Raw genomic sequence first — 19,519 nt, forward strand, 5'->3', positions numbered from 1 at the left:
TATAACAAAATATGCGATTCTCAGGGAGATTCAAGGGATACAATTTGCAGAAATTTCAGAAAGACCTGATTGCAGGTATCGTAGTAGGTGTCGTGGCAATTCCTTTAGGGATGGCGTTTGCCATTGCCTCGGGAGTCGAGCCTGAATACGGGCTGTACACTGTTGTTGTGGCAGGGATTTGTATTTCTTTGTTTGGGGGATCCAAATATCAAATTGGCGGTCCGACAGGCGCCTTTGTCCCGATTCTATTTGGCATTGTGATACAGTACGGCTTGGAGAACCTGCTGATTGCAGGGTTTATGGCAGGGGTGATGCTGGTGCTGTTCGGGCTGTTTAAGCTCGGAAAAATAATGAAATTCGTGCCAAAACCTGTTATCGTCGGTTTTACAGCCGGAATTGCCGTGCTGATCTTTACTGAGCAAATCGCTAATTTTCTCGGTTTAAGAAATGTTGAAAAACATGAGAACTTTCATCACAACATGTTTGAAATCGCACAGAAGCTCGGCACCTTTAACGTGTATGCCATTCTGACAGCAGTGATCGGGCTTGTCATTTTGCTTGTATCTGCCAAAGTGATGCCTAAAGTACCGGGCGCTTTATTGGCGCTTCTGATTTCCACACTGGTCGCGGTTGTGTTTTTCCCTGACCGCATGGCAACGATCGGGTCAACTTATGGAGAAATTCCTCGCCATTTGCCGGAATTTCAGTTTCCTGAGCTTACATTGGATAAAATGGTTATGCTGTTTCCGGCAGCGCTTGTCATCGCGCTTCTTGGCGGCCTTGAGTCCATTTTGTCCGCAATGGTCGCTGATAACATGAAGGGCTCAAAGCATGACAGCAACAAGGAGCTTGTCGGCCAGGGGATTGCGAATATGGCTGCGCCGCTGTTCGGCGGAATCCCGGCAACAGGAGCGATCGCCAGAACGGCAACCAATATTAAAAACGGAGCGGTTTCTCCTGTTTCCGGCGTCGTTCACGGTGTAGTCGTTCTTCTTGTCTTGCTCGTATTCGCGCCTTATGCATCTCATGTGCCGCTTGCCAGTATGGCGCCGATTCTCATGGTTGTCGCATGGAATATGAGTGAGCGCAAGGAAGTCGCAAACATGCTGAGACTGAAAAACGCTGATTCCTTTATTTTGGCAGCGACTTTTGCGCTAACGGTTCTGTTTGACTTAATCGTCGGTGTGGCAACCGGCTTGCTGCTCGCATTTGTGTTCTTTATCAGAAGAATGAGCGAAGCGACCCGCATCCACAATCAGGAATCGCATCCTGTTCTGGCGAAGAGAGAAGATCCATCTGTCAGCATGTATGCCATAGAAGGGCCGCTGTTTTTCGGATCAATTGATTCCCTTGAATCTTCATTGCTGGAGCATGTACAGAAAAAGCCGAAGACCCTTATCCTGCTCATGAATAAGGTGCACTACATGGATACGTCGGCTGAAGCAGTGCTTGGGAACGTGATGAACAGAATTAAACGCCACAATGGAAAGCTGATGATTGTAGGACTGCAATCGCAGCCGAAGGAGCTGCTGCATAAAACAGGCCTATTTCACAAAATAGGGAAGCAGCATTTCTTTGATCACCATGATGAAATCACAGGTTAAAAAAAGCGGCCATTGCGGCCGCTTTTTTATGCATGCTCAAATCGTTTTGTCAGTTTTTCTTGGTGGGCTTTCATCACGTCTTCTAAAGAAACTCCGTACATATCAGCAAGAATAGCGATATTTCCGATGACATCTCCCATTTCTTCAATCAATTCTTGTTTTTGCTCAGCTCGTGTCGATTCCTTCTCATCCGGCCGGTCTCTGCCGATCTCATATGCCCTGACAGCCCGGGCCAGCTCTCCGGCTTCCTCCATTAAAAAGCCGACTCGAATAAACGGTCCGTATTCTGTCCAGCCTCTTTTTTCGTAAAACTCTTTCATCCATTTTTCTGCATCAGCCAGCTGCACCATCATCACTCCTGCATTCTTTATGTATTTCATATTGATATTATCACATGAAGATGGGACAATATATAGTGTATTTTTGAATGTTTGATACGATATATAGATACGGAGATGACAAAGATGAAAACCATTTGTGTATTTGCGGGCTCAAACCCGGGGGGGAATGAAGCGTATAAACGAAAAGCGGCAGAGCTTGGCGCGTATATGGCTGAGCAGGGAATCGGCCTTGTCTATGGGGGTTCCCGCGTAGGCTTGATGGGCGCGATTGCTGATGCGATTATGGAAAACGGCGGAACTGCAATCGGGGTCATGCCGAGCGGCTTGTTCAGCGGGGAGGTTGTCCATCAGAACCTGACTGAGCTGATTGAAGTAAACGGGATGCATGAACGAAAAGCCAAAATGAGCGAGCTGGCGGACGGCTTTATCGCCATGCCGGGCGGCTTCGGTACATATGAAGAATTATTTGAAGTGCTTTGTTGGGCGCAGATCGGCATCCACCAAAAGCCAATCGGACTGTACAATGTCAACGGATATTTTGAACCAATGATGAAAATGGTCAAATACAGCATTCAAGAAGGATTTTCTAACGATTCTCATCTAAAACTGATCCACAGCTCGTCGCGGCCGGATGAGTTAATTGAGCAAATGCAGAACTACTCTTATCCGATTTTAGAGAAAAAGTGGACAGAAATTTAAAAAGAGACTTTCACGTGGAAGAGGAGAGAATGAGTCCGCCACCTAGCGTATTTGGTCTATTGCCGGGCAGAGAATTCATTAAAAATCGAGTTTTTTTAACAAAGTGAGATTTCCTTAAGGGAAATCTCTTTTTTACTTCTCTTTTGCCTGCATCGTATTTAGCAGTAATAAAGGACTTTTTCACTAGTTTGGATAATAAGCACAGGTAAGGAGGGGGATGAAAATGGCAACATTGTCAGATGTGGCAAAAAAAGCAAATGTTTCGAAAATGACGGTATCACGAGTGATCAATCATCCTGAGACGGTGACAGATGAATTGAAAAAGCTTGTTCATTCTGCGATGAAAGAGCTGAATTACATCCCTAATTATGCGGCGAGAGCGCTTGTTCAAAACAGAACACAGGTTGTCAAACTGTTGATTCTTGAGGAAATGGATACGACTGAACCATATTACATGAACCTGCTGACCGGAATCAGCCGGGAGCTGGATCGCAATCATTATGCTCTGCAGCTTGTGACAAGAAACTCTCTCAATATTGGCCAATGCGACGGCATTATTGCCACCGGGTTGAGAAAGACCGATTTTGAAGGTGTGATCAAAGCTATTGAAAAACCGCTGGTCGTATTTGGGCAAAATGAAATGGGCTATGACTTTATCGATGTAAATAACGAGAAAGGCACTTTTATGGCAACCCGCCATGTTATGGGACTGGGGGAGCGGGAAGTTGTCTTTTTTGGCATCGATTTAGATGAGCCTTTTGAACGTTCAAGAGAACAGGGCTATATTCGGGCGATGAATGAAAGCTTTAGAAAAACGAATCTGTATCGGATCGACAATAGTTCTAAGAAAAGTGAATGCCTTGCAAGAGAAGTGCTGAAATCCCTGGATAACCAGGCCGCATTTGTCTGCGCGTCCGATCGAATCGCACTCGGCGTCATTCGTGCGGCGCAATCGCTTGGAAAACGAATTCCGGAAGATGTTGCGGTGACCGGGAATGACGGTGTTTTTCTTGATCGCATTTCCTCGCCCCGGTTGACTACGGTCAGACAGCCTGTTGTAGAAATGGGGGAAGCCTGTGCGAGAATGCTATTGAAAAAAATGAATGAAGACGGTGCCGCTCAAGGAAATCTATTTTTTGAGCCGGAGTTAATTGTACGTGAATCAACTTTGTAAGAGCTTTATTCTGTTATCGGTAACAAGGTAAAAAGGATTGTTCCTGCTATTTCATCATGATACTTTCACTAAGAGCCGGCCTAAATAAAACGGAATTCAAAGGAGGAGACATGATGGAATATGCAGCGATTCATCATCAGCCGTTCAGTTCTGATGCTTATTCTTATGACGGGCGGACAGTGCATATCAAGATTCGGACAAAAAAAGGTGATGCAGATCACATTCGATTCATTTGGGGTGATCCTTATGAATACAACGTCGGCAGGTGGTCGGCAAACGAGCAGCCGATGAGGAAAATTGCCGCAACAGACTTGCATGATTATTGGTTTGCTGAAGTGGTGCCGCCATATAGGCGTTTGCAATATGCGTTTGTTATATCAGACCATCAAGAAGACATCTTTTTCGGAAGTTCAGGTGTATGCCCTCATAACGAAAAAACGCTGGAGACGACCCATTATTATTTTAAACTTCCATTTGTTCACGAGGCTGATACATTCCAAGCGCCTGAGTGGGTCAAATCAACGGTTTGGTATCAAATTTTTCCAGAGCGTTTTGCGAATGGAAGAGAAGACTTGTCACCGGAGAATGCATTACCTTGGGGGAGCAAAGATCCGGATGTCAATGATTTTTTTGGAGGCGATTTGCAAGGGATGATTGACAAGCTTGATTATGTAGAGGATTTAGGCGTAAACGGAGTTTATTTGACTCCAATCTTTTCCGCGCCTTCTAATCATAAATACGACACGCTGGATTACTATTCCATTGACCCGCATTTTGGAGATCCGAAGCTTTTTCGTACATTGGTCAGCCAGCTTCATCAACGGGGGATGAGAATTATGCTTGATGCTGTTTTTAATCATATAGGCAGCGCTTCTCCGCAATGGCAGGATGTCGTGAAAAACGGAGCTCAATCCCGTTATAAAAACTGGTTTCATATTCACTCTTTTCCTGTCAAAGAAGACAATTATGATAGGTTTGCGTTTACACCTGATATGCCCAAGCTCAATACGGCTAATCCTGAAGTACAGAGATATTTGCTTGATATTGCTTTGTACTGGATTCGTGAATTTGACATTGACGGCTGGCGTTTGGATGTGGCAAATGAAGTGGATCACGTTTTTTGGAAGACATTCAGGCAAGCCGTCTCAGCAGAAAAGCCTGACGTTTATATTTTAGGGGAGATCTGGCATTCTGCCGAACCTTGGCTTAGAGGAGATGAATTTCATGCGGTGATGAACTATCCTTTTACAGAGCCTATGATTGAATATTTTGCTGACGGGACGATTCCAGCCTCGCGTATGGCCCACCGTGTAAATGCGCATTTAATGAATGGGATGAAGCAGGTCAATGAGGTGATGTTTAATTTACTGGATAGCCATGATACAAAACGCCTTTTGACCAGATGCCGACATGACGAGAAAAAAGCACGCGCTTTGCTGGCCTTTATGTTTGCCCAGACAGGTTCACCATGCATCTATTACGGAACGGAAATCGGGCTGGACGGCGAAAATGATCCATTATGCCGGAAATGTATGGTTTGGGAAAAAGAGAAGCAAAACCGAGACATGCTGCGATTTATGAAACGATTGATTGCTTTACGCAAACAGGAAAACACTTTATTGACTGAGGGAAGTCTTGAGTGGAATCTGCTGGATGACCAAAACAATTTTATTAGCTTTTCACGGAATCTTGATGAAAAAACACTGATTTATTTCTTTAATCAGGGGGACGCGACCCGACATGTCAGTTTGCGAGATTTGAATATTGAAAGGAATAAAAAAATCTACGATGTATGGACAGAGCAGCCGCTTCATCATCACGATGTAATTGCCGTTCAGCCGGGAGAATTTTTTATTTTGGGTGCTGCCGTCCCTGTATAAATTTCTGTTATCGGTAACAAATCAAAAGTTGTTGTAACCGCTTTCTATAGAACAATACAATTGTTTTAGATTCATAAATAGAAGGGGGAAACAAGATGATACTTTTTAAAAAGGGGTTCGCCTTATTGGCGGCATTCGTTCTGACATTTGGCCTTGCCGCCTGTTCTAATTCAAAAGATCCGGCAAGCTCTGATGGCAAAAAGGTCCTGACTGTGTCTGTCGAAGAGACCTATAAAGAATACATTGAAAGCATGAAAGCAACATTCGAAAAAGAGAATGATGTCACAATAAAAGTCGTTGAAAAGCAAATGTTCGAGCAGTTGGAAGCGCTTCCTCTTGATGGCCCGGCGGGTAATGCACCTGATGTGATGCTTGCCGCCTACGACCGGATCGGCGGTTTGGGCCAGCAAGGACATTTGCTTGATATTAAGCCATCTAATACAAAAAGTTTCGGAGATAAAGAGATGCAGCAGGTGACGGTTGACGGCAAGGTGTATGGAATGCCGCTAGTCATTGAAACACTAGTTTTGTATTACAACAAAGATCTCTTACAAACAGCACCAAAAACATTTAAAGATCTGGAAACATTAACGGGGGATTCCCGGTTTGCGTTTGCTTCAGAAAAAGGAAAATCAACCGGCTTTTTAGCGAAATGGACTGACTTTTATATGTCGTACGGGTTGTTGGCCGGTTATGGCGGATACGTATTTGGAAAAAACGGCACAGATTCCGGGGACATCGGCCTGAATAATAAAGGGGCTGTAGAAGCAGTGAAATATGCGGAGAAATGGTTTAAATCATATTGGCCAAAAGGCATGCAAGACAATTCAAGCGCTGACGATTTTATTCAGCAGATGTTTTTAGATGGAAAAGCGGCTGCGATCATCGGCGGACCTTGGTCAGCTGCCAACTATAAAGAGGCAAAATTGAACTACGGAGCGGCTCCCATTCCGACATTGCCTAATGGAGAAGAATATGCCCCTTTTGCCGGCGGAAAGGGCTGGGTTGCATCAAAATATACAAAAGAACCCGAACTGGCTGAAAAATGGCTTGAATATGCTACAAATGATGCCAATGCTTACGCTTTTTATGAGGATACAAACGAAGTTCCGGCTAATACAGCTGCAAGGAAGAAAGCTGATGAGCAAAAAAATGAGCTGACGTCAGCTGTGATTAAACAATATGAAACAGCGACACCGACTCCGAATATTCCGGAAATGGCTGAGGTATGGACGGGAGCGGAAAGTTTGATTTTTGACGCAGTTTCAGGAAAAAAAGCGGCGCAAACATCAGCGAATGATGCTGTAAACGTCATAAAGGAAAATATCAAAGAAAAGTATGTGAAATAAAACGGCGGGGTAGCGTCCGGAAGAATAGAGGGCGAAATAATGAATACACACCACACACTTGCAAAGCAAAAACGAAAGGCAGGGCTTTTATCAATCATTCCAGGACTTGGGCAGATTGCGAATCAGCAGTTTTCAAAGGGAATCTTGTTTCTTGCCATCACAGGTTTGTTTGCTTTTGAATTATGCGTTTTCGGCATTCAGGCGCTCACTGGATTGATTACATTGGGAAGTGTTCCCGGTGAAGACCATTCACTGTTTATGCTGATTGAAGGCACGCTGCAATTGATCGTGACGCTGATTTTCCTCATGTTCTATATCTTTAATATTCATGATTCGCGTAAGACCGCCGCTATGAAAGCGGCGGGTTTGGAGGTCAATACAACGGCCAAGGATATGATCTGTCATGCGGGTGATAAAGGGTTTCCATATTTATTTACACTGCCGGCATATATCATGATGGTGTTTGTAATTATTTTTCCAGTTTTAGTGACTCTGTTTGTTGCATGTACAAACTATGATTTTTATCATATTCCGCCTAACAGTCTGATTGACTGGGTCGGTTTTAAAAATTTCTTGAATATTTTTTTCCTCGGCTCCTATCGTGAAACATTTGTAAATGTTCTCGGCTGGACGATCATCTGGACAATCTGTGCAACAACGCTGCAAATCATTTTGGGTATCGTGACGGCACTTTTCGTCAATCAGGATTTTATAAAAGGCAAGCGGATTTTCCGAATGATTTTCTTATTTCCATGGGCTGTTCCGGCTTTTATTACAATCATGAGTTTTTCCAACATGTTTAACGACAGCATAGGGGCGGTGAATGCGCAGGTGATTCCATTATTAAATCACCTGCCGTTTGTAGAGCTGCCGGCGATTGCGTGGAAGACTGATCCTTTCTGGACAAAGACAGCCCTCATTATGATTCAGACCTGGCTCGGCTTTCCCTATATTTATGTCATGGTAACGGGAGTGCTTCAGGCGATTCCAGGTGAATTGTATGAAGCGGCAAAGATTGACGGGGCCACTTTTATTCAGCGCTTTCGGCATATTACATTCCCGATGATTTTATTTGCGACAGCACCCGTGATGATTACCCAGTATACGTTTAATTTCAATAATTTCTCGATCATCTACTTATTTAATGAGGGAGGACCGGGCAGCGCGGGAGCCGGGGCCGGGTCGACCGATATCTTAATTTCTTGGATTTATAAACTGACAACAGGCACATCACCGCAATATTCCGTAGCGGCGGCTGTTACACTGTTAATTTCTTTCATTGTCATTGGAATTTCTCTGATTGCTTTCAAAAAATCGAATGCTTTTGGCAATGAGGAGGTTATGTAGGTGAACGCGAGAACTGCCAGAATGCTTAATAGAATCTGTACCTATTTATTTTTGACGCTTTTAAGTATTGTCATTATTTATCCGTTGCTGATTACGGCATCATCCGCTTTCCGTGTGGGAAATGCGGCAGCTTTTCAACTCGATTTTTCGGGTTCTTGGACTTTGGATCATTTTAAGCGGCTGTTTGACGAGACGCTTTATCTTCATTGGTACAGCAATACACTTATCATCGCGTTATCGGTCATGGTATTGCAGGTTACGATTGTGACGCTTGCCGGGTATACGTACAGCCGTTATCGGTTTGCAGGCCGAAAAAAGAGCCTGGTATTCTTTTTAATCATTCAAATGGTGCCGACGATGGCAGCGCTGACTGCTTTTTACGTTCTGGCGATGCTGATAGGCGCACTCGATCAATACTGGTTTTTGACAGCGATTTATATCGGCGGCGGAATTCCGATGAACACGTGGCTGATGAAAGGTTATTTTGATACTGTGCCGAGAGAAATTGATGAAGCCGCGCGAATTGATGGAGCGGGACATCTGAGGATTTTCGCTTCAATTGTGCTGCCGCTTGTTAAGCCAATGCTCGCGGTGCAAGCGCTTTGGGCGTTTATGGCACCGTTCGGCGACTATTTGCTGGCAAAGTTTTTGCTTCGCTCACCAGAAAGGCTGACCATCGCTGTAGGATTGCAGTCCTTCATTTCAAATCCGCAGCAGCAAAAAGTCGCCCTGTTTGCGGCCGGAGCTATACTGGCTGCACTGCCGATATGCGTCTTGTTCTTTTTTCTCCAAAAGAACTTTGTGTCCGGGCTGACAGCCGGCGGAACAAAGGGGTAATTCGATGAAAAATGAAAGCTATATTATCCGCTGCCTGAAAGCGGCTGCATCTCCGTCAGGTGTTTGCCGTTACGGGAACACATTTAGCTGGCTGCAGCTCTCTTTTCTTTTTATGTTTTTAACGGCCTGCTTGATGGCGCCGTTTACGGTTTCGTTTATAAAAATGGATCGCTTCAGTGTTACATCTTTCATGCCGTCAGCGATTCAAAAGGTTAATGATCAATTTGCTGATCAATTACAAGGTTTTCAAATCAGAAACGGAAAATTGACAGGCGGGAAGAGCTCTGGGCAGATTGAAGATGGACAGAATTTGCTGGCGTTAGATATGAAGCATGAATATCAGACAAGCGGTGAAAATGGGCGATTGAAAGTAACTGGATATGATAACGCCATCGTATTTCAATCTGATCAACTGGTGATCGCCGATCAAAACGGAACGGGATTTTCTGTTGGCTATGCAAAAATGGACGCTAAGCTCAAGAAACCGAACGTTCATGATGTAGAGGCTTTAATCGATACATTGTGGTTGGCACAGTATAAGCCGATGATCATGATGCTGGCATATGCGGTGATTTTTATGATTCAGCTTTTTTTAATGGCTGTTCTTGCGGGGGGCATCTGGATCACAAAAATATCAAACATGATCTCTATTGCGTCATTCAAGGAAGCGGCATCTATGGCGATCTGTGCATCAGCACTGCCGGCATTTGTGGCAGCTGCTGTCGGTATGATTCATTTTGACTTGATCACTGTATTGATGATCCATTCGTGTGGCGTCACTTTGATGATCTCTTTTGCATTTAGATATTTGGCCAAAACCCGCCGTTATAATGGAAACTTACATTCGGGAGGAAATTATGATAAATCAGCGGTTATTCGAGATTGATGAATGGAAAATCAAAACACATACATTTCAGAAGGAACACACACGGCTGCAGGAAAGCCTGACGTCTCTTGCTAACGGCTATATGGGAGTCAGAGGGAATTTTGAAGAAGGCTATTCAGGCGACAGCCACCAAGGCACATATATTGCAGGGGTGTGGTTCCCTGACAAAACGCGAGTGGGCTGGTGGAAAAACGGGTATCCAGAATATTTCGGAAAAGTGATCAATGCGATGAACTTTATTGGCATAGGCCTATATGTAGACGGTGAAAAAGTCGATCTCTATCAGAACCAAATCGAATCATTTGAGTTAGAACTCAATATGAAAGAGGGGATTCTGCGGCGAAGCGCTGTTGTCCGCATTCAGGATAAAATCGTCAGAATCAGATCCGAGCGATTTCTTAGCCTTGCCGTAAAAGAGCTTTGTGCGATTCATTATGAAGCGGAGTGCCTGACAGAAGATGCTGTTATTACGCTTGTTCCTTACCTGGATGGAAATGTTACAAATGAAGATGCTAACTACCAAGAACAGTTTTGGCAGGAAGAAGCGAAAGAGGCTGATCCTCACCGAGGCCATTTAGTCACAAAAACGATCGAAAATCGATTTGGAACACCGCGTTTTACTGTTTCAGCGACAATGGCAAACGTGACAGAGGGTTTTGTCAATGAAAGCTCTCACACAGCTGGGATGTATGTCGAGAATCGCTACAGTTACCAAACGAAGGCTTCTTTGAAAAAATTTATTATTGTCACGACTTCTCGTGATTTACGGGAGGCAGAGCTTTTACCGAAAGCCAAGGAGCTTTTGGCGGGTGTTCTTGAAAACGGCTATGAAGAAGCAAAACGGAGGCACACTGCTCAATGGAAGGAAAGATGGGCGAAAGCGGACATAGAGATTAAAGGGGATGAGGAACTTCAGCAAGGAATCCGCTACAATATCTTTCAGTTATTTTCGACATATTACGGGGGCGATGCCCGTTTGAATATCGGACCGAAAGGATTTACTGGCGAAAAATACGGAGGTGCCGCATATTGGGATACTGAGGCATATGCCGTGCCCATGTATTTGGCGACAGCCGAGCCGGAGGTGACGAAAAACCTGCTTTTGTACCGCTATCATCATTTGGAGGCAGCTAAACGGAATGCCGCCAAACTGGGGATGAAGGGGGCACTTTACCCGATGGTGACGTTCACTGGTGATGAATGCCACAACGAATGGGAGATCACCTTTGAAGAAATTCACCGCAATGGCGCGATTTGCTATGCGATCTGCAATTATGTCCAATATACAGGCGACCATGGCTATATGAAAGAATACGGAATAGAAGTTCTCGTGGAAGTCAGCAGGTTTTGGGCTGACCGCGTTCACTTCTCGAAACGAAAAAACAAGTATATGATTCACGGCGTCACAGGGCCAAATGAATACGAAAACAATGTCAACAACAATTGGTATACAAATGTAATTGCGGCTTGGACGTTGGAGTATACATTAGAAAATCTCGAAAGTATCTCAACGGAAAAACGCCGCCTGCTTGATGTACAAGAAAAAGAGCTGAAAGCCTGGAGAAATATCATCCAGCACATGTACTATCCGTATAGTGAAGAACTGCAAATTTTTATTCAGCATGACACATTCTTGGACAAAGACCTGCAATCAGCGGACGAATTAGATCCAGCTGAGCGGCCTCTTTATCAGAATTGGTCCTGGGACAAGATTCTCCGCTCCAATTTTATTAAGCAGGCAGATGTGCTTCAAGGCATTTACCTTTTTCATGACCGTTTTACAATGGAAGAAAAAAGGCGAAACTTTGAATTTTATGAACCAATGACTGTTCATGAATCAAGCCTGTCGCCCTCTGTCCATGCGGTTCTCGCCGCTGAACTCAAGAAGGAAAAGAAAGCGCTTGAGTTATGTAAGCGTACAGCAAGGCTTGATCTCGACAATTACAATCATGACACGGAAGAAGGCCTGCATATTACATCAATGACGGGAAGCTGGCTCGCGATCGTTCAGGGCTTTGCGGGCATGCGCATCAGGAATGAGACGCTGTCATTTGCTCCGTTTTTGCCGAAAGAATGGGACGGATATTCGTTCAAAATCAATTATCGAAACCGATTAATCAATGTTACGGTTGACGAAATGAACGCCATCTTTGAGCTTTTAAGAGGCGAGCCGCTGCACATGATAGTTTATGAGGAACCGCTTGTCCTAAATGGACGATGTGAAAGGAGAACGCCTGATGAGTAAATGGTGGAAAGAAGCTGTCGTTTATCAAATTTACCCGCGCAGTTTTTATGATTCTAATGGAGATGGATTCGGGGATTTGCAAGGCGTGATTCAAAAGCTGGATTATATCAAAAATCTCGGGGCGGATGTGATCTGGCTCTCCCCGGTGTTTGATTCACCGCAGGATGACAACGGCTATGACATCAGCGACTACAGAAACATGTACGAAAAATTTGGGACAAATGAAGATATGTTTCAGTTAATTGATGAAGTGCACCAACGAGGAATGAAAATCATCATGGATTTGGTCGTGAACCACACGTCAGATGAGCATGCCTGGTTTGCTAAAAGCCGTAAGTCAAAGGACAATCCTTACCGTGATTATTATTTTTGGAAAGATCCGAAACCGGACGGCTCAGAGCCGAATAATTGGGGATCGATCTTCTCAGGCCCGGCGTGGACGTTAGATGAAGGGACAGGGCAATATTATTTGCACTACTTTTCGAAAAAACAGCCTGATTTAAATTGGGAAAATGAAACGGTACGCCGGGAAGTTTATGATTTGATGAGATTTTGGATGGATAAAGGCGTTGACGGCTGGCGGATGGATGTGATCGGCTCCATTTCCAAGTACACCGATTTTCCGGACTACGAAACAGATAGCAGCCGCAGCTATATCGTCGGACGTTATCATTCGAATGGCCCCCGCCTTCATGAATTTATTCAAGAGATGAACAGGGAAGTGCTTTCTCATTACGACTGCATGACGGTCGGAGAGGCAAACGGCTCTGATATTGAAGAGGCGAAAAAGTACACAGATGCAAACAGGCAAGAGTTGAATATGATCTTTACATTTGAACATATGGATATTGATACAGAACAAAACTCGCCAAATGGGAAATGGCAGATCAAGCCGTTTGATGTGATTGCTTTAAAAAAGACGATGACAAGGTGGCAGACCGGGTTAATGAATGTCGGCTGGAATACCTTGTATTTTGAAAACCATGATCAGCCGAGGGTTATTTCCCGCTGGGGCAATGACGGCAAGCTGCGAAAACAGTGTGCAAAAGCATTTGCAACGGTTCTCCACGGGATGAAAGGAACACCGTTTATTTATCAGGGAGAAGAAATCGGCATGGTCAACAGTGATATGCCGCTGGAGATGTATGACGATCTTGAAATAAAAAATGCATATCGTGAACTAGTCATCGAAAACAAAACGATGTCAGAAAAAGAGTTTCTAAAAGCCGTGACGAAAAAAGGACGGGATCATGCGAGAACACCAATGCAATGGGATGCCGGAAAACATGCGGGCTTCACAGCCGGAGCCCCTTGGATAGCAGTAAATTCCCGCTATCAAGATATCAATGTGAAAGAGTCCCTGGAAGATCAAGATTCGATTTTCTATTACTATCAGAAGCTTATTCAATTACGAAAGCAATATAAGGTCATGGTATATGGAGATTATCAGCTGCTGCAGGAGAATGATCCGCAAATCTTTTCTTACCTCCGTGAATATCGAGGGGAAAAGCTTCTCGTCGTTGTGAATTTGTCGGAAGACAAGGCTCTCTTCGAGGCGCCTGCGGAACTGATTCATGAGCGTTGGAAAGTGCTGATTTCCAACTGCTGGCAGGAGCCGGCTGACTTAAAGAGCATTTGTCTCGAACCTTATGAAGCTGTGATGGGCATTAGCATATGAAAGCAGTCATTTTTGATTTAGATGGAGTGATAACAGATACTGCTGAATATCATTTTCTCGCTTGGAGGCACATCGCGGAACAAATCGATATTCCCTTTGACAGAAGTGTGAATGAAAGCCTAAAAGGAATCAGCAGAGAAGAGTCACTTGAAAGCATACTTACCTTTGGCAGTGCGAAAACAAAGTATACAAATGTAGAGAAACAAAAACTTATGCACCTAAAAAATCAATATTATCAAATGTTGATCAGCAAATTGACGCCGGAAAATCTTTTGCCGGGAATCGGCAGGCTTCTTTGTGAATTAAAAGGTGAAAATATAAAAATCGGGTTAGCGTCTTCAAGTCGTAATGCGCCCGAGATTATAACACGTTTGGGGATTATGGATGATTTTCATGCCATTGTTGACCCGACAGCTCTCGCGAACGGAAAACCTGATCCCGAGATCTTTTTAACAGCTGCAGCGCTGCTCGGCGTTTCCCCAGCTGATTGTGCAGCAATAGAAGATGCTGAAGCAGGCATTTCCGCAATCAAATCTGCTGGGATGTTTGCGGTTGGAGTCGGTCATGAACAGTCAATGATTGGCGCTGATCTGATTGTGAGGCAAAGTCGTGATTTGACGCTTGAGCTGTTGAATGAGGAATGGGAGCAGTATAGAATCAAACATTTTTAAGAAGCGTTAGAGGATGAATGCCTTCAAAGAAAAAAACCTGCAAGAGACATAGCTCTTGCAGGTTACAGTATTACTTTTGCTCATCTGTGTTGCGAGTCAGAATTTTATCAATCAGGCCGTATTCAAGCGCTTCTTCAGCAGACTTGAAGTTATCGCGGTCTGTATCGCGTTCGATCACTTCAAGCGGCTGGCCAGTACGCTCAGCAAGAACTTTGTTTAATTTGTCGCGAAGCAAGAGAATGCGTTTCGCGGCAATTTCAATTTCTGTTGCCTGACCTTGCGCACCGCCAAGAGGCTGGTGAATCATGACTTCACTATTTGGAAGCGCATAGCGTTTGCCTTTTTCGCCGGCAGCAAGCAGGAACGCGCCCATTGATGCAGCCATACCGATACAAATTGTAGATACCTTTGGCTTAATAAACTGCATGGTATCATAGATCGCCATACCAGCTGTGATAGAGCCGCCCGGGCTGTTGATGTAAATAGAAATATCTTTTTCAGGGTCTTCTGCTTCTAAGAATAAAAGCTGTGACACGATGGAGTTCGCAACGTTGTCATCAATCGCAGATCCAAGCATGATGATACGATCCTTTAATAGACGAGAATAAATGTCATACGCTCTTTCCCCGCGGTTCGTTTGTTCAATGACTGTAGGTATTAAATTCATAATGCTCCTCCTTCACCTTTTAGGTAAGTATGTAGTTACATGATACATTTTTGGTCAATAAAGGTCAAACAAAAAGCTGGCTAGATATGCAAAGTCGTCTCTTTTTCCCATTTTCCCCAAAAATACAGGTGTTCAAACCATCGTATGTTAGATTGCCAAATAAGATGATGTGTCTGATTCTAAAAAACGGCCTCTTGAAATAGAGGGTTGTTATTTCAATGGAATTATCGTATAATTAGTTGTGCTGACGTTCTCATAACGCAGTCATATGCGCTCGTAGCTCAGTTGGATAGAGCGGTGGTTTCCGGTACCACGTCTGTCGGGGGTTCGAATCCCTCCGAGCGCGTCCAATAGAACAACAGGAAAGACAAGGGTTTGGCATTTCGCCGCTCTTGTCTTTTTTGTTTTGTTTCAAAAATCTTTCTCAACGTAACATAAATTTTCCTCCTCTCGGGCACGTTATGGGATGTGTGATATTGAATTTGCGAGGAGGATGAACATGGGTATTTTAAGCGGAAATCCACAGGATGAACCGATGCATTACGGTGAGGTATTCAGCTTGTGGAGTTATGTGATGGCGGGCAATAAAATGGTCGGCAATTACCAGATGTTATTGCATCATGTCGGTGATGACGACTTGAAGAAGCTGCTTCGTGAATCCATTGAGAAGTGCCAAGATGAAGTGAAACAGATCAGTGCGATCCTGAAAGAAAACGGGGTGGCGCTCCCGCCGGCTTCTCCTGAACCGCCTGCTGCAGATCTTAAAGATATTCCGCCGGGTGCGCGGTTTCTTGATCCGGATGTGGCGGCCTCTGCGGCAGCGCAAAATGCTGCAGGCCTTGTGACATGCAGCAAAATTATGGGACAGTCAATTCGTGAGGATATTGCCATGATGTTTGGGCAATTCCATGTATCGAAAGCGGCAACCGGCGCAAAATACTTAAGATTGCTAAAAAACAAAGGCTGGCTCATCCCGCCGCCGCTTCATCTTCAAAAGCACCAAGACGATTAATGGCAAGGGCATATACAGCTGTATATGCCCTTATCTTATAATTAAGCCGTAAGACGCAGGCCGATGACGCCGGTGAGGATTAGGCAAAGAGAAATCACCTGTGAAAGCTGAAAACGCTCCTTAAACCAGATGAACCCGACCGCCGAAACGCCAATACTGCCAATGCCAGTCCAGACGGCATAAGCGACTCCGGCAGGCAGGATCAGCATCGCTTGTGAAAGGCAGTAAAAGGATAAGCCAAATCCAATCGTCATCACAATGATCGGCCATTTTTTTCTTGTACCGTCGATATATTTCATGGCCACAGCAGCTATAATTTCTTCTATGCCGGCAACCACTAATAAAAACCATGCCATTATTTTTCACCTCCCGGCTGTGATTTGCTTTCTTTTGTAAAGAGCTTCATTCCTAAAATACCGGCCAGCAATAAAGCTAAAAAGAACATTTGCGCTGCTGAAAAGGATTCGCCCAAAACAATACCGGTGATGTATGTTCCGACGGTTCCGATTCCGACAAATACAGTGTATGCCGCGGCCATCGGAATTTTTTGATAAGAGCGGATCAACAGGATAAAGCTGATTGCGATTAAGATAAAAATGATGACCCAATCCAAAAGCGAATCGGCATGTTTGAGGGAAGACGCCCAAACAACTTCTAAAAGTCCTGCAATAAAAACAAGCACCCAATTCATATGAAGCACCTCTCTAGTTTATGAATGAACGTCAGTCATTTTTGAACCATTAAAAAATGAGCGGTGTTACCCAGTCATTTTTTAAGTAGTACCTAAACTTCGTTTTAAGAAAGTAAAGATTTCTTTTTTATACACTTCGACATTTTCATCTTGTTCAAACCCGATATAGAATCGTTCTGCAGTGTTCTCAACCAAGTTGATAATCGTTCTTGCTGTCCATTTTGCATTGATTCCTTTCATTACCTCAAGGTTTTCAATGGCCTTATTGATGATTTTTTCAAGCCAAGAATAATAAGGCTGATAGATCGTCTCCCATTTTTCCATGGAGTGGTCGATCGCAAGCCCAGAGTAACAGAGGACGATAATATCCTTATGGCGTTCGGTAATGAGAAATGTCTCATCAATTAATATATCTAAAACGGTCCCAAAATCCTCGTCTCCATGCAGCCTTCCTTTGATTTGGTCCAGCGTATGGGTGAGAAGATTTTCTGCAATTGCCGGAATAAGGGCATTTTTAGATGAGAAATACAAGTAGAACGTTCCTTGGGCAGTGCCGGCCTTTTTGACAATATCAGAAATAGAGGCCTTATCGAGACCTTTTTCAGAAATAACTTCAATGGCAGCCTGCAGAATTTTTTCATATTTGCCCGATGTTTGTTTTGGCATGAGGAACACCTCCTGTAATGACTGACTATCATTCATTTTATCGCGGGTATGTGTGTTTGTAAAGAAGAAAGAAGCAAGAAAAATTCTTGCTTCTTTATTTATCATAATCAATAGCGGCTTTCGGGAGCCCGGTATACTTTGCCCAGTAGAAAATCGCAAGTGAACCGATGGCGACTAAAATGAGGTCGACAGGATTGCTGATGATGCCTAAACCGTGTCCGAAAGAGCCGATGTAGGAAAAGATCAGCATCATGATATAAAACCCAACAAGCCACCACGCTGATTTCAGCTGCTGGGCAAGGCTGACATCCTCTTGAGGCGCATATTTTCTAAAGCAGAGATAGATTAAAAACATCACGAGCTGTGAACCGAGCAGCCAGGAAACGGTTGTCCATCCTGACCAATACACGATAAACGCCGTGAAAATAAAGGAAAGCGGTCCGATGATGCCCATTCCTTTTAAATAAAACGGCCTGTTTAAGTCCTTCGCATTGACCCTCAGCGCTGCTGAACAAATTGGTGCAATTGCATAAGAAAGGATGAGCGCAACAGAACAGACATTGACAAGCGCGTTCCACGAAGGGAAGGGGAGCGTCCAGAAAATTGACATGGCAAACGAAAGCCAGAGTGAAGCACGGGGTGTTCCCGTTTCTTTATTCACTTTTGAAAATATGCTAAATAATGTGCCGTTACGCGCCCAGGCGTAAACGAGGCGAGACGTCGTATTCATAAAAATATTCCCGTTTCCCCCGGGAGACAGAATGGCGTCTAAAATGACAAGCGTTGCAAGCCAGCCTAAACCGAGCATGATCGCAATATCTTTAAACGGCAATGAGAACTCCCGCGCGATTGCCGGCCAGCCATTTTTCAGTGTTTCTGTCGGGATTGCACCAATAAAGGTGATCTGCAAAACAGTGTAAATGATGGTTGAAACGATAATGCAAATGATTAAAGCGATTGGGATGTTGCGTTTTGGATTTTGCACTTCACCTGCAACAGCCACAATCGGGTGAAGGCCGAGATACGCAAACATTACGCCGCCTGTCGAAATCGCAGCCTGAATACCTGTAAAACCAAACGGTGCAAATCCTTCAACAGATAAATTCTCAGCCTGAAAATGAAAGATCAGCACGATAATGATGGTAATCGGGACAATATATTTAAAAAGCGATATGATGAAATTCGCCTTAGCGAAGGTTTTGACGCTCCAATAATTCAGCAGGAAAAACAAGCATAGCAAGGCAAACTGCAAAATCCAGCCTGCAATGGTCGGCGAATCAGATCCTTTTATGGTCAGGCCGGGAAACCAATAGGCAACATACTGACGCACAGCCGTCACTTCAATTGAAATCAGGCTTGTGTAAGCGACAATTGTGACAAATGAAATTAAATAGCCGACAAGGTGGCCATGTGAATAAACTGGGTATCGAATGATGCCTCCGGTACGAGGCAGAGCGGCTCCAAGCTCCGCGTACACGAGCCCGATTAACAAAATGATGGCTCCGCCGATGATCCAGGAAAAAGCGCCTGAGGGTCCTGCTTTTGAAGCGACATTACTGACGGCAAACAGCCAAGCAGACCCAAAGATGGCCCCCATCCCAATCAAAATCAGATCAAACAACGACATTGATTTTTGAAAATTTCCTTGTTTAGACATCCGCTTCCTCCTTAGAAACCAGCCTTATATTCCTTACAATGCCCAATATGTAACAGAGAATACCGCTCTAATAAAAAAACAGATGCAGCAAGCGCTGCACCTGAAAAAGTGTAAC

18 protein-coding genes and 1 tRNA gene are annotated in these 19,519 nt (G+C 44.2%); 13 read left to right on the forward strand and 6 right to left on the reverse strand.

The features are described from left to right. The first annotated feature begins 11 nt into the window (after positions 1-11). A complete protein-coding gene (locus AC0DBE_RS17025) occupies positions 12-1,604 on the forward strand; it encodes a SulP family inorganic anion transporter (RefSeq protein ID WP_014115272.1) in 1,593 nt (530 codons plus the stop codon). Positions 1,605-1,630: 26 nt separating this feature from the next. On the opposite strand, the gene AC0DBE_RS17030 is transcribed toward AC0DBE_RS17025, so the two are convergent. Then, a complete protein-coding gene (locus AC0DBE_RS17030) occupies positions 1,631-1,951 on the reverse strand; it encodes a MazG nucleotide pyrophosphohydrolase domain-containing protein (protein WP_003219846.1) in 321 nt (106 codons plus the stop codon). Between the two features lie 117 nt (positions 1,952-2,068). On the opposite strand from AC0DBE_RS17030, the gene AC0DBE_RS17035 reads away from it, so the two are divergent. The 10 genes from AC0DBE_RS17035 to pgmB all read left to right on the forward strand — a co-directional run bounded on the left by AC0DBE_RS17035 (position 2,069) and on the right by pgmB (position 14,711). Further along, positions 2,069-2,644, forward strand: coding sequence for an LOG family protein (locus AC0DBE_RS17035; protein WP_014115270.1), 576 nt, complete (start codon positions 2,069-2,071; stop codon positions 2,642-2,644). Between the two features lie 223 nt (positions 2,645-2,867). Continuing rightward, complete coding sequence (locus AC0DBE_RS17040; protein ID WP_072565318.1) at positions 2,868-3,818, forward strand: LacI family DNA-binding transcriptional regulator; 951 nt, start codon at positions 2,868-2,870, stop codon at positions 3,816-3,818. Positions 3,819-3,928: 110 nt separating this feature from the next. After that, positions 3,929-5,698: a glycoside hydrolase family 13 protein gene (locus AC0DBE_RS17045; RefSeq protein ID WP_472962987.1), complete on the forward strand. Its 1,770-nt coding sequence runs from the start codon at positions 3,929-3,931 to the stop codon at positions 5,696-5,698. A gap of 95 nt (positions 5,699-5,793) precedes the next feature. Next, entirely contained in the window at positions 5,794-7,047 is a 1,254-nt protein-coding gene (locus AC0DBE_RS17050; protein WP_472962989.1) for a maltodextrin ABC transporter substrate-binding protein, read from the forward strand. A 39-nt stretch (positions 7,048-7,086) separates the two neighbouring features. Continuing rightward, positions 7,087-8,394, forward strand: a complete 1,308-nt coding sequence (mdxF, locus tag AC0DBE_RS17055; RefSeq protein ID WP_014115266.1) for a maltodextrin ABC transporter permease MdxF — start codon at positions 7,087-7,089, stop codon at positions 8,392-8,394. Continuing rightward, positions 8,395-9,231: a maltodextrin ABC transporter permease MdxG gene (mdxG, locus tag AC0DBE_RS17060; RefSeq protein ID WP_079288792.1), complete on the forward strand. Its 837-nt coding sequence runs from the start codon at positions 8,395-8,397 to the stop codon at positions 9,229-9,231. A 4-nt stretch (positions 9,232-9,235) separates the two neighbouring features. Next, a complete protein-coding gene (locus AC0DBE_RS17065) occupies positions 9,236-10,117 on the forward strand; it encodes a DUF1189 domain-containing protein (RefSeq protein ID WP_072182631.1) in 882 nt (293 codons plus the stop codon). Then, the gene (locus AC0DBE_RS17070) at positions 10,089-12,362 is read left to right on the forward strand and encodes a glycoside hydrolase family 65 protein (protein WP_114151205.1); all 2,274 of its coding nucleotides are present in this window, start codon (positions 10,089-10,091) and stop codon (positions 12,360-12,362) included. The genes AC0DBE_RS17065 and AC0DBE_RS17070 overlap by 29 nt, the downstream gene beginning before the upstream one ends. Beyond that, positions 12,355-14,040, forward strand: a complete 1,686-nt coding sequence (locus tag AC0DBE_RS17075; RefSeq protein ID WP_472962993.1) for a glycoside hydrolase family 13 protein — start codon at positions 12,355-12,357, stop codon at positions 14,038-14,040. The genes AC0DBE_RS17070 and AC0DBE_RS17075 overlap by 8 nt, the downstream gene beginning before the upstream one ends. Further along, a complete protein-coding gene (gene pgmB / locus AC0DBE_RS17080; RefSeq protein WP_472962995.1) occupies positions 14,037-14,711 on the forward strand; it encodes a beta-phosphoglucomutase in 675 nt (224 codons plus the stop codon). The genes AC0DBE_RS17075 and pgmB overlap by 4 nt, the downstream gene beginning before the upstream one ends. A gap of 70 nt (positions 14,712-14,781) precedes the next feature. On the opposite strand, the gene clpP is transcribed toward pgmB, so the two are convergent. Further along, positions 14,782-15,378, reverse strand: a complete 597-nt coding sequence (gene clpP / locus AC0DBE_RS17085; RefSeq protein ID WP_014115260.1) for an ATP-dependent Clp endopeptidase proteolytic subunit ClpP — start codon at positions 15,376-15,378, stop codon at positions 14,782-14,784. A gap of 270 nt (positions 15,379-15,648) precedes the next feature. Between clpP and AC0DBE_RS17090 the strand changes: the two genes are divergently transcribed. Both AC0DBE_RS17090 and AC0DBE_RS17095 read left to right on the forward strand, forming a co-directional pair. Then, positions 15,649-15,724: transfer RNA gene (locus AC0DBE_RS17090), tRNA-Arg, on the forward strand. A gap of 153 nt (positions 15,725-15,877) precedes the next feature. Then, positions 15,878-16,390, forward strand: coding sequence for a DUF3231 family protein (locus tag AC0DBE_RS17095; RefSeq protein ID WP_014115259.1), 513 nt, complete (start codon positions 15,878-15,880; stop codon positions 16,388-16,390). A 41-nt stretch (positions 16,391-16,431) separates the two neighbouring features. Here the strand turns inward: AC0DBE_RS17095 and AC0DBE_RS17100 are convergent, their stop codons facing one another. The 4 genes from AC0DBE_RS17100 to aspP form a co-directional block, all read right to left on the reverse strand. Then, the gene (locus tag AC0DBE_RS17100; protein WP_014115258.1) at positions 16,432-16,746 is read right to left on the reverse strand and encodes a DMT family transporter; all 315 of its coding nucleotides are present in this window, start codon (positions 16,744-16,746) and stop codon (positions 16,432-16,434) included. Further along, positions 16,746-17,081 carry a DMT family transporter gene (locus AC0DBE_RS17105; protein ID WP_014115257.1) on the reverse strand — a complete coding sequence of 112 codons (336 nt, stop codon included), beginning with the start codon at positions 17,079-17,081 and terminating at the stop codon, positions 16,746-16,748. The genes AC0DBE_RS17100 and AC0DBE_RS17105 overlap by 1 nt, the downstream gene beginning before the upstream one ends. A gap of 81 nt (positions 17,082-17,162) precedes the next feature. After that, positions 17,163-17,747 carry a TetR/AcrR family transcriptional regulator gene (locus AC0DBE_RS17110; RefSeq protein ID WP_087987555.1) on the reverse strand — a complete coding sequence of 195 codons (585 nt, stop codon included), beginning with the start codon at positions 17,745-17,747 and terminating at the stop codon, positions 17,163-17,165. 94 nt (positions 17,748-17,841) lie between these two features. Continuing rightward, positions 17,842-19,404, reverse strand: a complete 1,563-nt coding sequence (aspP, locus tag AC0DBE_RS17115) for an aspartate/proton symporter AspP (protein ID WP_014115255.1) — start codon at positions 19,402-19,404, stop codon at positions 17,842-17,844. Between the last annotated feature and the right edge of the window lie 115 nt (positions 19,405-19,519).

It is taken from the genome of Bacillus sp. VA15 (assembly GCF_055721145.1).

What these genes read in the sequence shown, in the direction of transcription:
- AC0DBE_RS17025 (WP_014115272.1), top strand. Translation starts at nt 12, where the DNA reads ATGCGATTCTCAGGGAGATTCAAGGGATACAATTTGCAGAAATTTCAG.
- AC0DBE_RS17035 (WP_014115270.1), top strand. Translation starts at nt 2,069, where the DNA reads ATGAAAACCATTTGTGTATTTGCGGGCTCAAACCCGGGGGGGAATGAA.
- AC0DBE_RS17040 (WP_072565318.1), top strand. Translation starts at nt 2,868, where the DNA reads ATGGCAACATTGTCAGATGTGGCAAAAAAAGCAAATGTTTCGAAAATG.
- AC0DBE_RS17045 (WP_472962987.1), top strand. Translation starts at nt 3,929, where the DNA reads ATGATGGAATATGCAGCGATTCATCATCAGCCGTTCAGTTCTGATGCT.
- AC0DBE_RS17050 (WP_472962989.1), top strand. Translation starts at nt 5,794, where the DNA reads ATGATACTTTTTAAAAAGGGGTTCGCCTTATTGGCGGCATTCGTTCTG.
- mdxF (WP_014115266.1), top strand. Translation starts at nt 7,087, where the DNA reads ATGAATACACACCACACACTTGCAAAGCAAAAACGAAAGGCAGGGCTT.
- AC0DBE_RS17065 (WP_072182631.1), top strand. Translation starts at nt 9,236, where the DNA reads ATGAAAAATGAAAGCTATATTATCCGCTGCCTGAAAGCGGCTGCATCT.
- AC0DBE_RS17070 (WP_114151205.1), top strand. Translation starts at nt 10,089, where the DNA reads ATGATAAATCAGCGGTTATTCGAGATTGATGAATGGAAAATCAAAACA.
- AC0DBE_RS17075 (WP_472962993.1), top strand. Translation starts at nt 12,355, where the DNA reads ATGAGTAAATGGTGGAAAGAAGCTGTCGTTTATCAAATTTACCCGCGC.
- pgmB (WP_472962995.1), top strand. Translation starts at nt 14,037, where the DNA reads ATGAAAGCAGTCATTTTTGATTTAGATGGAGTGATAACAGATACTGCT.
- clpP (WP_014115260.1), bottom strand. Translation starts at nt 15,378, where the DNA reads ATGAATTTAATACCTACAGTCATTGAACAAACGAACCGCGGGGAAAGA.
- AC0DBE_RS17095 (WP_014115259.1), top strand. Translation starts at nt 15,878, where the DNA reads ATGGGTATTTTAAGCGGAAATCCACAGGATGAACCGATGCATTACGGT.
- AC0DBE_RS17100 (WP_014115258.1), bottom strand. Translation starts at nt 16,746, where the DNA reads ATGGCATGGTTTTTATTAGTGGTTGCCGGCATAGAAGAAATTATAGCT.
- AC0DBE_RS17105 (WP_014115257.1), bottom strand. Translation starts at nt 17,081, where the DNA reads ATGAATTGGGTGCTTGTTTTTATTGCAGGACTTTTAGAAGTTGTTTGG.
- AC0DBE_RS17110 (WP_087987555.1), bottom strand. Translation starts at nt 17,747, where the DNA reads ATGCCAAAACAAACATCGGGCAAATATGAAAAAATTCTGCAGGCTGCC.
- aspP (WP_014115255.1), bottom strand. Translation starts at nt 19,404, where the DNA reads ATGTCTAAACAAGGAAATTTTCAAAAATCAATGTCGTTGTTTGATCTG.